The organism is Acidocella aminolytica 101 = DSM 11237, assembly GCF_900129125.1.
Lineage (GTDB): Bacteria > Pseudomonadota > Alphaproteobacteria > Acetobacterales > Acetobacteraceae > Acidocella > Acidocella aminolytica.
On sequence record NZ_FQVJ01000021.1, the window covers coordinates 1 to 12,354 of the forward strand.

Consider the following 12,354-nt stretch of genomic DNA (forward strand, 5'->3'; position numbering starts at 1 on the left):
CACGCGATGCCCGAGATGCCATGCCGATGGATACGAAATGCCAAGCATCTCGCCCAGTTTCACAGCGGAAATACCTTTCGACGAGGACACGATCAGGTAAATGGCATGTGCCCATGTCAGAAGCGGCAAATGTGTCCGATGCATCGGCGTTCCCACGGTGACGCTGAACTGGTGGCGGCAGCCCATGCAGTTCCAACGCCGTGGCGTCTTGAGCCAAGCCGAGTGGTTGACAGACCCGCATTTCGGGCACTCGGGACCATGCGGCCAGCGCGCTTTCTCGAACCACGCCCGCGCTGCGTCCTCGTCGGGGAACATCTCGTTGAAGGTGCGGAGGGACATGGACGGGCGGCTCATGGTTGTCACACTACCTCTATTTAGCGCCTACGTAAACTTGATAGTTCCGTCCTTTCTTATGCTTGGTCATGCACTTACCGCAGCAAAACAACCTATCGTTGTGTTTTGCTTGCTGCTTTTCATTATTGGTGTAAGCTTTTTGTTAGAAAACAATCATTAATTTATATGGTAACTTTGACCGCTTTCACTCGATCTGAGACATAGATATATGGCCACTTCACTTCTCCTGCAAAGCATCCCAGACCAGGGGGATTTGTTTGAATTGATGCCTGTGGCGTTGTGGGAAGAGGATTTCACCGCCTTGAAAGCCATTTTTGACGAATGGCGTGCCAGGGGCGTGACGGATTTGCACAGTTTTCTCCAAGAGGACCTGGATCGTGTGAGCCTCTGCGCCCACTCCATTCAGATCAAGCGGGTCAACCAGCGTGCTCTGAGCATGCTAGGGGCAAACAGCCTGGAGCAGCTTTCTGATAGCTTGTCCCGTGTTATCCGGGGCGAGGCTCTCCTGCCCTATATGCAGGAGCTATTACAGATCTGGGAGGGGAACACCAACTTTTCTTCCACAACTGTGAATTACCGGTTGGATGGTTCGCGAATTGATGTGCGAGTGAACGGCACCATCCATCCAGATGGGCACGGCGGCTGGTCTCGCGTGATCGTTGCCTTTGAAGATATTTCCGAGCAAGAGGCCGCTCGCCGTGCCTTGTTGATCAGTGAAGCCGAGGCACGTGCGTTATTTAATGATTCACCCGTTTCCATTTGGCTGGAGAATTTCAACCTCATTAAGGTCAGGCTCGACGAACTGCGCAACCGCGGCATCGTCGACTTCCGCACATTCATCGACGTACACCCAGACTTCGTCGAGCTTTGCATGCGGGACATCCATGTATTAGACGTAAACCAACACACTCTCTCCCTATTCGGTGCGCGTAACAAGGGCGAGCTTCTCAACCGACTGGATGAGGTATTCCGCGACGAAATGCGTGATTTTTTCGCGGAGCAACTTATCGCCCTCTGGGATGGCAAGCTTTTCCATGAGCGCGAGGTGATGAATTACCGGCTGGATGGGGAACCTCTGAACCTCATTCTACAATTTTCCGTTATGCCTGGCCGAGAGACCGACTGGGCGAAGGTGCTTGTCTCACTTACCGATATCACCGCCCGCAAAAAGGCCGAAGCATATCTGGAGTATCTCGGCAAGCACGACGTGCTCACTGGCCTACATAACCGGTCCTACTACACGGACGAGATCAACCGGCTGAACCGCAAGGGGCCTTTTCCCGTTGCCATCATCCTCATCGACCTGAATGGCCTGAAGCCAGTAAATGATGAACTGGGCCATGCCGAAGGCGATGCGATGCTTCGCCGCGCTGGTGAGATTCTGAAGCAGGTAGTGGACCGCCCTGGCTGTGCCGCACGCATCGGCGGAGACGAGTTCGTGATTCTGCTGCCCGCAAATAGTGAGCAGGATATGCAGGGTGTACTCGAGAATCTCGCGAAGGTGGCGGAGCTAAACAACCAGTTTCATTCCAGCAAACCGCCGGTCCTATTCTCCGTCGGTGCCGCTACCTGCGATGCCGGCGGCAAGATTGAGGCCGCTATCCTGCGCGCCGATATTGCCATGTACGAGAATAAACGAGATTTCTACGCCTCTTCCCCAACTATGAACCGCCGCCAAACGTAACGCGAAACTTCATTTTTAAACTTATCACCATGGCGGCGTTATATTTGCGCCGGCGTCAGCCAACCGTTCGCCAATCCCGGACAGCGTCGCCAAGACCCGGTGCAGATCACAGCTATCGTTCTGATCAAAGCATCCAGCGGATTTTAAAAGGGTGCGCATGTCGCGCGGTTCAGGCGCTGCGGGCTTCAGCCACCGCTACACATGCCATCACTCAAACTCAGCAAAGCCCAAAACGGTGATCAAGAAATTACAACCAGAAAACGCCCGACCACTATTTCAAGCCAGCCCAAGCATAATAAAAGTCTGGCTCTTGAGCACACCTTTTACTCCACGTACGGCAGTGATGACCTGATTTAGTTCGGGCATCGTAGAGACCTCGATTTCTGCGATCAGGTCCCAGGTTCCGTTGGTATCATAAACACCAACCAACCCCGGAACTCGCTTGATCGCTGCGATGGACGCCCGTAACGGTGCGTTGGACATCTCGATGATCATAAAAGCTCGGATTTGCTTCTCACTGACGTCATCACGAAGCTGTATAGTGAATCCTTTGATTTCTCCACTGTCGATCAGCCGGTCTAGCCGCCGCTGAACCGTGCCCCGCGCAACACCTAGAATAGCGGCCAACTGAGGCACAGAAGCACGCCCGTTGATCCGCAGCTCAGCAATAAGGGCTCTATCCAAATCATCCATAGGTATAGTCGATTCCGTCAATTAGAGTGACGATATTAGCAATTTATGGAAAAAATAGATAGTTTATGTTCTTTTCAAACTCCTACTTAAGCCTACAATCAAATCAAGCCTACAAAACCAAACCAAACCAAAGGAATAAAAAATGAAAAAAATCGGCAGAATCGCAATCGCGATGGTCGCTTTGGCGGCCGGTACAGCCTTCGTCAGCAGCAATGCGAACGCAGCCACCCCCGGATCGGGCTCATTTGGCGAATGCCACCTCATAGGCAAGCCTGGGCAGTTTCACCTCAAGACGGTGACACCCGACATCCTCACTATAAAAGCGGATTTGCCGAGCGCGGGATGGTGGAATGGCGATACCATCAGCCAAATCAACAGCGGCTACGAATACTGCCTAGCCTCAGAAATAGCCTACCTCAGCGGCCTTAAGAAAATCAGCCTCCACAATGTTTCGTTTGATAAACTCGTTTCCGGAACGCTCACCGGATATGACATGTCGCTTGACGAAATCTCAATTACCCCGTCGCGCGCCAAGGTCGTTTCTTTCTCAGACCCTTATTATAATTCCTATATCGGCGTAATGGTCCGTTCCGGCGCGAACGTAACGGCCGCCAACATCCAAGACAAAACACTCGGCGTGAAGGAAGGGACAACGGCCGCGCAATGGGCAGAAACCGTCCTGAAGCCGAAAAAGGAAATCAAAGTTTATCCGGGCGATGCTGAAGCACTGGCCGCAGTGGTCTCAGGACAAATCGACGCCTATCTGCAGGATGCCGCAATTGAGCTAGGACAGGCAAAGCAGTCGGGCGGCCAAGTTGAAGTCGTAGGGCGGTATGAGACCGATCAGTCTTACGGAATCATGTTTCCGAAAGACTCGCCCAATATCGCCACCGTTAATAAAATCCTCGCCTGGTGCAAAGCACATGGCTATATGAAGTATCTTTCAACGACCTATCTTGGTCCAGCCTTTGGCGGTGATCCTGAAAAAATCCCGGTTTGGACTGCCAAGTGACGGCGTTGACCAACCGTCTTACGACACGGCACGCGGCGTCACAAACGCCGCGCAGCCTTGCCCATCTGCTCTTAGCAGCTTCAATGACCGTGGCGGGCACTTTCGCCTTCGTCGTTTGGGTTGCGCGTAGCCTTTGGCGCATTGCTCCGACGTCTGGACCTTGGCATATCGCCCTGACAACCGTTGCCATTTGTAGTGTGCTGGCAGCCTTGACGTTGTTTATTCCGCTTGGCAATGCGCTGCGTATACGCACGAAGATTTCACGTGCTCAGGCAGCCGGTGACATTACGGGGGTACGGAAATATGCCTCTCGGTTCCGCACCGCTGCCTGGTTAGCTGTAGTTTCATCATTTGCCACGATCTGCATCACCCTATTCGTTCTCTTCCTGATGGCGAACAACCACGCAGTCCAGCAAACCTTCTTTAATCCTGCAATGATTGGAAGAAGCTGGCTGAACGTTACGAAAGCCTTCGGCGAAAACGTAATGATCGCCCTGCTCTCTGAAATAATCGTGCTTGTCCTGGGGCTTCTTCTAGCCCTCGTCCGACTTGCACCGGGAAAAGTCGGACGCCCGATCTCATTGGTCGCTACTGCCTATATCGATATCTTCCGAGCGGTTCCGGCAATCATCGTGATCTATCTAGTTGGTTTTGGTTTGCCTCTCGCTCACATCCCGCTACTAAGCGCACTCGGTCCGATGGAATTCGCAATTCTAGCCCTATCGCTGACCTACAGCGCCTATGTAGCCGAGGTCTATCGGGCCGGCATCCAAAGCGTTCATTACAGCCAAGTTGCCGCGGCGCGCTCCCTCGGCTTCTCACACCTCGCTACCATGCGCTACGTCGTGGTCCCTCAGGCCGTTCGTCGCGTTATCCCGCCTCTTCTCAACGACTTTATCGGCTTACAAAAGGACACAGCTCTGGTGATGGTGATCGGGACTGTCGATGCATTCAACCAGGCAAAAATCTATGCCAGCAACTATTTCAATTTGTCGTCAGTAACAGTTGTTGCCATACTTTTCATAATTGTGACTATTCCACAAACACGTTTCGTCGATCACCTTATTGACCGTGACCAGCGCAAGCTTCGGGGAGGATCATAGCCATGGCGTTCCTGACCCTGGACAGCGTTGTAAAATCCTATGGCGAACGCACGGTCCTACGAGGTATCGATCTTAACGTGGAACGACACCAAGTGGTGTGCCTCATCGGCGGCTCAGGCAGTGGAAAGTCTACACTCCTACGCTGTATTAACGCACTAGAGGACATCAACGAGGGTGAAATTAGGCTGGACGGCGACATTATTTCTGGTGAAGGCATCAACGTTGATCTACTGCGCCGTAACATCGGCATCGTCTTTCAAAGCTTCAACCTGTTTCCTCATATGAGCGTTCTTAAAAATGTGACACTTGCGCCAATTAAAATACATGGAATTGACGCAGCAACAGCCCACGAACGAGGCATGGAACTTTTACGTCGCATCGGACTTGGCGACAAGGCGAATGCCTACCCAGACCAGCTTTCCGGCGGCCAGCAACAACGTGTCGCAATCGTTCGCGCCATGGCTATGGATCCGAAGGTGCTGCTTCTCGATGAAATCACCTCGGCACTTGACCCCGTTCTCGTGGGCGAGGTCCTGGATATCGTACGTGAACTCGCGAATGATGGGCTTACAATGTTGCTTGCCACGCACGAAATGTCGTTCGCACATGAAGTCGCCGACACGATCTGCTTCCTTCATGAGGGCGTCATTCTCGAACAAGGTCCCCCGTCCCAAGTCCTGGATGCTCCACAGGAAGCGCACACCAGAGCATTTCTCAGCCGCGTGGGGCGCCTGCGGCAGTAGCGCCATACCGGACCTTCAAAAGGGATCATGAATGCCAAAACCTCTGATTGGACTGACTTCTTACGCAAGAAACGAGCAGAATCGCTATGAACTGCCGGCAAACTATCTAGAATGCGTATACCGCGCCGGCGGCACACCGGTAGTATTGACGCCAGTCGGCAGCGGCCAGTCGGTGCCGGACTGGCTCGATTGTCTCGACGGCCTGGTGTTCACCGGCGGTCATGATCTAGACCCAGCTCTTTATGGCGAGCAACGCCACCCGACCACCGAGCAAATCAGTCAGGAGCGTGATCAATCTGAAATGATCCTGACCCACTCTGCGCTCGAGAGCGGCATTCCGATGCTCGCTATTTGCCGCGGCCTTCAGATACTGAATGTCGCCCTCGATGGCACGCTCCATCAACATCTGCCAGAAAGCATTGGCGAACTTGTTGCTCACCGTGCCTCCGGGGATAAGCCCGCGCGCCATTCATCGTATTTGGTACCGGGGAGCAGGCTACACGAGATATCCGGCTATAACGTGACCGAGGGCGTTTCATGGCACCATCAGGGTATAAACACACTTGCCCCCCGCCTTACACCCGTTGCTTACGCTGACGATTGTCTTATCGAGGCCGTCGAACTGAAAGACCATCCCTGGTGTATCGGCGTGCAATGGCATCCGGAAATGAGCGCCGAGAGCGACCCCGTTCAACAACGTCTCTTCGATGCCCTCGTACAGGCTGCGTCTAAATAAGGCGCAAACTATCTATCGTTTGCGGGCTGCCCGAGCGGCCGCTTTTATAATCGTAAGGGCCAAGCCCAATGGCTGATGCACCTGCCTCTCATACAAACTCCTGGTATGCCGCCAGCGCGCCCGAAAGGCCATTGGCACCGGCTGCGCAGGGCGAACTCCGTACCGACGTTTGCATCATTGGCGCCGGCTTTACCGGCCTTTCAGCAGCGTTGCACTTGGCGGAGGCCAACGTACCTACTTTGGTACTCGAAGCGCGACGGGTCGGATGGGGAGCGTCTGGACGCAATGGCGGGCAACTGCATCCAGGGTTCAACAAATCTCCAATTGAACTCCGCCGCAATTATGGCAATGAAGTTGCCGCCATATTGGGCGAGATCGCACATGATGCACGCGCGCTTCTGCACGATCTACGGGCACGGATGACTCTGGATTGTAACTGGCGCGCAGGGCTGCTCACAGCTATCCACAAGCCTCGCCATAACACGGTTGCCCAAGCCTATGTTGAAGACCGACTGACTTCCGCCCCGTCCTGCGGCTGTACTTGGCTCAATGCTGAAGACACCGCCGCCCGCTTGGGTACTAATTTTTACGCCGGAGGAATTTTTGAGCCCGATGGAGGCCATCTGCATCCTCTGCGCTTCTGTCTTGGCCTCGCCCGCTTGGCAGAAGACGCTGGGGCATGCCTTTGCGAGAATAGCCCAGCCCAGCGCATTACACGCTGCGCAGAGGGTTTCCGGGTTGAAACCAGCAACGCAACCATCATCGCGCGTGAAGTGATTCTGGCCTGTAACGGCTATGTCGAAGGGCTCGAACCTGAGGCTCACAAGCGCATATTACCCGTAAAAAGCTTCATTATCGCCACAGAGCCTTTAACGCCGGCCCTGCAGCCACTGACCGGCAGCTGGGCTGCGGCTGACGACAGGTTTTTTCTGCGCTACTGGCGCCAATCCCATGATGGCCGTCTGCTTTTTGGTGGAGGTGATGGCTACCATCAGCGCGAAAACATTGATATCGCTGGAAAACTCCGCCGAAACTTGGCTGAACTTTATCCACAGCTGGCCGCTCTTAGGATAGACTATGCTTGGGGTGGCAATATCGCCCTCACATTGCCGCGTTTGCCGATGATCCGCCGCCTGACTTCCGGCGTGCTGGCCGCTGGCGGCTACTCTGGAAACGGACTTGATAAATCACTTATCGCCGGGCGTATCTTGGCCTCCGCCATTAAAGGCGATGACACTCGCCTCGGGTTCTTGTCTCGCCTTCCCTGCCGAGTTTTTCCTGGCGGCGAGGCAGCGCGCTTCCCATTACTGTTTCTTGCTATGACCTGGTACGCATTCCGTGATTGGTTGGGCTGATTATGCTTTTCCGCGAATGAACGCTGAAATACGCTGAAAGCGAGCAACGGTTAATTCATGTATAACGATAATCCCGCTCAGCAATGGCCTTTAGACGGGCTCACGTCCATTCAAAATCCTAAACTGGCCGTATGGGTTCTATGAATAGGCTCGCATAAAAACGGGGGATTACATATCAGTGATCTGACAACAGCACGGCCAGATTCCCCCGCCGGCAGGTCGCCCGAAGGGAGTTCAACGACCGCCAGCCCTTCGAATTCACTACGGGCAGCCATTGGTGCGTCAGTCAGGTGAGCATACCCCCTGCGCAAACGCTTCCGTCCGGCCTGCATGATATAGGTCAGCAAAAGGAATCTCGCCTGGACAAAAGGCCCCGGTGACAAGACGCATCAGCTTTTCCCGCGCCTTGCGGCAATAACCGCGGCGAGGATGGACACAGCGATTTCTCCCGCTCCAACAGCGCCTATGTCCAAGCCAACGGGGGATTGAATGCGGCCGAATGCCCCTTCATCCGCCCCCCTGTCGCGCAAACGTGCTAATCGCGCCGCGTGAGTCCGCCTCGATCCTAACGCACCGATATAGAATGCCGGTGTCAGGAGTGCCGCGCGCAGGGCCGGTTCGTCGAATTTCGGGTCGTGTGTCAGGGTAATGACGGCGCTACGCGCATCCAGACCCAACATGGCGAAAGCCGCTTCAGGCCATTCACATACCAATTGCGTATCGGGAAAGCGTTCCGGCGTACTGAAGGCGCCCCGAGGGTCCACCACCACGCAATCATAGCCAGCACTTTGTGCCATAGGCACCAGAAACTGAGCGATCTGTACGGCGCCGACAATGATGAGCCGAGGCGGCGGAGTAATCGGTTGAAAGAAAATATCGGTGCCATGCAACGTTATAAGTTCCGGCTTTTCTTTCTCGAGCATGGAAGCGGCTAACTGTGCCAGTTCGACCGGGGCGCCTGGAGAAGGCAGCAGCCACCCTTCCTTCCCATCCAGTTGCCTAGCCAGCACGGCCGGGCGGCGAGCCTCAACATATTGTAGGAGAGCTGTGTACAAAGATGACGCGAAGAGTTCGATATGAATCTCAATCTGCCCGCCACAGGCCAGCCCCACGGACCACGCCAGCTCATCCTCCACGCCAAAACTCAGGCGCACCGGCATACCGCTTTTCAGAACATCCTGGGCGGCTTCGTAGACCGCACCCTCAACACATCCACCGCTTACCGCCCCGGCAATGCTCCCGGATACGCTAATGGCCATGAAGCTCCCCACAGGACAAGGAGCGCTGCCCCAGGTGCGGAGCACCGTTGCCAGCGCCACCGCCTCCCCCTTTGCAGCCCAACTGATCGCATTTTGTAAGGTTGGGTACATGAACTTTAGCCTTCTTTTGGTACGGCCTCCATGATGGTTGTGACGAAGTCTGGGAGGTTGTCCCACGGGATCATGTGTCCCGCATTAGGGATTCTGACGATGGTTATCTGCGACGAAAGAGTTTTCAACTCCTCCTCGTCCTCTGGCAGAATAACGCCGCCACGAGTGGCGACGATGAGCAGGGCCGGACATGGGATATGTGGGACATCCTGGTGAATGTCCTCAGTGTGAAAGCGTTCGAACGTTTCGACCACTGCAGCTTCGTCGCAGGTATGAAGCCATTCAGCGCGCAGTTTCAGCTGTTCTTGGGTCCAAGTCGGGCAGAAGACGCGCATGTCTTCGGCACTCATGCCCCTTAGCGATTGCCTGATGGAGTCCACATACCATGGTAGCTTGGAGGGATATTCGCGTCGGCCAGGACCGCTAACCGGCGGGTCCACCAGGATCATACGGGCGATATTGGCAGGATGAAGGTGCCCCAGCCGCAACGCAATGCGAGCGCCCATGGAATGACCAAGCAGGACGCAGTCCCTCAAGCCTAAATTTTCGATGATGGCGGCGGCGTCTGCAGCGTAACTGTCCAGATCATACGCTAGATGCGGACCCGATTCAGAAAGGCCGCGGCCACGCACGTCCAGCACATATACATCAAATTGCTCAGCCAGTTCCTCCGCCACAAACCCCCAGGTGATGGCTGGGCTTGTGATGCCGGGGATAAGCAGCAACGGCTGCCCCTTGCCACCATAGCGCAGAAAATGCTGGCGGATACCGTTGGCGTGGATATTGGCACCATAAAGATATTTGCTCATCTCAATAAGCTCCGGAGAGCAACGCCCCCGCACCTGGGACAACTGGCTCCAGATTTAGCGCCTTTAGCATCTGATAGGTGGTAGCGATCGCGGCTGAAATCACCGGCTTGCCGGTAAGCGCCTCAACCTTCGCGACAGAGGCCAGTGAAGGCATCTGTACGCAGGCGGACAGTACGATTACATCCGCATCTTTATAGCTCAGTCCCGCAACAATTTCCGGCAGCTTGCCGGGATCGTGGCGCGCGACATCCAGATTATCGGGAATCTCCAGCGCGATAGAGTCCAGAACCTCGAATCCTTCATGGGCGATATAATCCACCACCAGTTGGGTTAGCGGCTTCATATAGGGGGTAACGACGGCGATCTTCTTTGCCCCCATCACCTTTAGCGCCTCCACCAGCGCGCCGGCACTGGTGACCACCGGTGCCGGATGACCGTTTGCCGCAGTCACCTTGCTAAGCCGCGCCTGGGACTCACGATGATAGCCAAGCCCCATGGACATGATGGCGACCAAGCAAGCATAGCCCAAAACATCCACCGCCGCATCGCTCAACTCCTCAGCGCAACGGTCGCTATGCGCGTCCATCGCCGCCAGCTCTTCTTTCTTTACATGCTTCATACGCATGCGTGCTGAATGAAAGGTGAAGCGCTCTGGCCGAACCAGTTCACGCGCGCGTAACATGGCGGGAATTTCCGTTTCCATAGTCGTATTAGAAGATGGCACGATCTGGCCAATCTTATAGATTTTAGTCATCACTCACCCGTTTCATTTTTACAGTTTCGAACGACCGCCGAAAAAATTCTTGCTAATTGAGCCGCGTCAGAAGTTCGTCCAGACTCAGCACCTCGCCGCATTTCTGCGCCATGTCGAACAGATTGGCCTCATGCGGACCGATGGCACGGTCACCGACGCAATCGGAGACAATGAAAGGGCGGAAGCCGAGTTGCATCGCATCCAGAACGGAAGCACGAACGCAGCCGCTGGTGACACAGCCTGCGACTACCAAGCTTTGAATCCCGAACGAAGACAACCAGGACGCCAACGCAGTGCCCGCAAAAGCCGACGGCACGGTCTTGCGCACCACATACTCACCAGGAGCCGGGGCCAACTCGGGCACCACGTGGCTTTGAGGGTTGTCCTCAGTAAGCTTCAGAAGACTCGGTACTTTCAGCGAAAATATATTCGCATCCGCTCCGTCATCGGCAAAGACGATGCGGGTATGGGCCACTTTCCACCCACGCTGGCGCGCTTCCGACAACAACGTTTTCGTACGCTTGATGGCCGGTGGAATGTTGCCACCGCCAAAAGCGTTGGGATCGGCGAAACCATTCACGAAATCGACGATCAGTAGACCGATCTTGCCTATGATCTCGATAGACCCGCCAAAACCTTGCCGCTGATAAATCTCAATCTCGCTCATTGCCTTACGCCTTTCCGCCACCGACGGGTAGCACCTTGCCATCCTGAACCATCAACTCACCATCCAGCGCCACACTGCAATTTCGCATCGGGATATCAATATGACAGGCGCACTCACGCTTGCCGCCTGCCTCATTATTTGGACCCATGGACCAAAGAAAATTACCAGCAAAGGCGCGGCCATCCATACCCGTAGTTGCCTCACGGTCATAAAGCGATAGCACCGACCAGTGAGCTCGTTCCTGTAGCCCCCAACCTATATGCGAAATTGCATAGCTCTCTGGATCATTAAAACTCGCCATATATTCGCTGAGCAATTCGGCGTCGAGCGCTCCTTCGATCTTTGTGACATAGCCATTTTCGACAGACAGCGTTACCGGCTCAGTTACATAAGATTTTTGCGGCAGTAGGATGTCGCCGCGGTCCAACACGATCTTCCCCTGCGCTGTGCCTTCATTAGACCAAGTGGCGAGGAAGCCACTCGGCCAATGATCCCAGCGGCCAGGTTTATCCACGAATCCATACTCTTCTAGGATCGGGAAATCTCCCAGAGCGAAGCGTACATCGGTGCCGGCTTTAGAGGTGACATGCATCTCTTTTGCCGCCCGTAGGCGGGCCGACGCCTTCAACACGCGCACGCGATCTTCCGTAGTCGGCACCATGCGCACCAGTACTTCCGGCGGTTCAACGGCGAGTAGTATCTTCGTACCACCGGCAAGAATCTCATGCTGCTCCTTGGAGAAGAGCAAAACCATTAGATCAAGAACGAGGTCGCTTGCCTTAAGCATCGCGAGCGCAGCCTTGTTGCCTGTAAGCGGTGTTGTGCCGAAGTAAGACAACAAATCTCGCGTCAGGGACTTCTCGCCATTCACTGGGGGCAGATCCAATCGATTTACAATCGCCCCCTTCGCCTGTGCCGCCAACGAGGCCATTGCTAATGTCTGCGGATGAGTATTCGACGACGTCAAAATCGTCACTGTCTGCCCTGCCTGCAGTTCCGAAAGACTCAGAACCTGCAGCCAGGCATCATATAGTTGGTGGTCACTTACGGGCATAGCGGAAACTCCCTTACAGG

The 12,354-nt window shown here is 54.8% G+C and carries 13 protein-coding genes; 6 read left to right on the forward strand and 7 right to left on the reverse strand.

From position 1 onward, the window contains the following. Nucleotides 1-339 (reverse strand): transposase (locus BUB54_RS20295; RefSeq protein ID WP_175556505.1); only part of this gene is annotated, 339 nt, incomplete at its 3' end. 223 nt (nt 340-562) lie between these two features. Here BUB54_RS20295 and BUB54_RS11775 point away from each other — a divergent pair. Continuing rightward, a complete protein-coding gene (locus tag BUB54_RS11775; RefSeq protein WP_048879445.1) occupies nt 563-2,038 on the forward strand; it encodes a sensor domain-containing diguanylate cyclase in 1,476 nt (491 codons plus the stop codon). 276 nt (nt 2,039-2,314) lie between these two features. On the opposite strand, the gene BUB54_RS11780 is transcribed toward BUB54_RS11775, so the two are convergent. Then, entirely contained in the window at nt 2,315-2,731 is a 417-nt protein-coding gene (locus tag BUB54_RS11780; protein ID WP_048879444.1) for an Lrp/AsnC family transcriptional regulator, read from the reverse strand. 142 nt (nt 2,732-2,873) lie between these two features. Between BUB54_RS11780 and BUB54_RS11785 the strand changes: the two genes are divergently transcribed. The 5 genes from BUB54_RS11785 (at nt 2,874) to BUB54_RS11805 (ending at nt 7,680) form a co-directional block, all read left to right on the forward strand. Next, nucleotides 2,874-3,743: an ABC transporter substrate-binding protein gene (locus BUB54_RS11785; protein WP_048879443.1), complete on the forward strand. Its 870-nt coding sequence runs from the start codon at nt 2,874-2,876 to the stop codon at nt 3,741-3,743. Beyond that, nucleotides 3,740-4,846, forward strand: a complete 1,107-nt coding sequence (locus BUB54_RS11790; protein ID WP_199444715.1) for an amino acid ABC transporter permease — start codon at nt 3,740-3,742, stop codon at nt 4,844-4,846. Before BUB54_RS11785 ends, BUB54_RS11790 begins: the two co-directional genes overlap by 4 nt. A 2-nt stretch (nt 4,847-4,848) precedes the next feature. Then, the gene (locus tag BUB54_RS11795) at nt 4,849-5,589 is read left to right on the forward strand and encodes an amino acid ABC transporter ATP-binding protein (RefSeq protein ID WP_048879442.1); all 741 of its coding nucleotides are present in this window, start codon (nt 4,849-4,851) and stop codon (nt 5,587-5,589) included. Between the two features lie 31 nt (nt 5,590-5,620). Further along, on the forward strand, nt 5,621-6,325 hold the full coding sequence (locus BUB54_RS11800) for a gamma-glutamyl-gamma-aminobutyrate hydrolase family protein (protein ID WP_048879441.1): 705 nt from the start codon (nt 5,621-5,623) through the stop codon (nt 6,323-6,325). Nucleotides 6,326-6,393: 68 nt separating this feature from the next. Next, nucleotides 6,394-7,680 (forward strand): NAD(P)/FAD-dependent oxidoreductase, encoded by a 1,287-nt coding sequence (locus BUB54_RS11805; RefSeq protein WP_048879440.1) that lies wholly within the window; start codon nt 6,394-6,396, stop codon nt 7,678-7,680. 389 nt (nt 7,681-8,069) lie between these two features. Here BUB54_RS11805 and BUB54_RS11810 read toward each other — a convergent pair whose 3' ends face one another. From BUB54_RS11810 to BUB54_RS11830, 5 genes are read right to left on the reverse strand one after another with little or no spacing between them, the layout of a single operon-like run. Then, nucleotides 8,070-9,050: an XdhC family protein gene (locus BUB54_RS11810; protein ID WP_048879439.1), complete on the reverse strand. Its 981-nt coding sequence runs from the start codon at nt 9,048-9,050 to the stop codon at nt 8,070-8,072. Between the two features lie 5 nt (nt 9,051-9,055). Continuing rightward, entirely contained in the window at nt 9,056-9,859 is an 804-nt protein-coding gene (locus BUB54_RS11815) for an alpha/beta fold hydrolase (RefSeq protein WP_048879438.1), read from the reverse strand. A 1-nt stretch (nt 9,860) separates the two neighbouring features. Next, nucleotides 9,861-10,613: a maleate cis-trans isomerase family protein gene (locus tag BUB54_RS11820; protein WP_048879437.1), complete on the reverse strand. Its 753-nt coding sequence runs from the start codon at nt 10,611-10,613 to the stop codon at nt 9,861-9,863. Between the two features lie 52 nt (nt 10,614-10,665). Further along, a complete protein-coding gene (locus tag BUB54_RS11825; protein ID WP_048879436.1) occupies nt 10,666-11,280 on the reverse strand; it encodes an isochorismatase family protein in 615 nt (204 codons plus the stop codon). Between the two features lie 4 nt (nt 11,281-11,284). After that, nucleotides 11,285-12,334, reverse strand: a complete 1,050-nt coding sequence (locus tag BUB54_RS11830) for a 2,5-dihydroxypyridine 5,6-dioxygenase (protein WP_048879435.1) — start codon at nt 12,332-12,334, stop codon at nt 11,285-11,287. Nucleotides 12,335-12,354 lie beyond the last annotated feature (20 nt).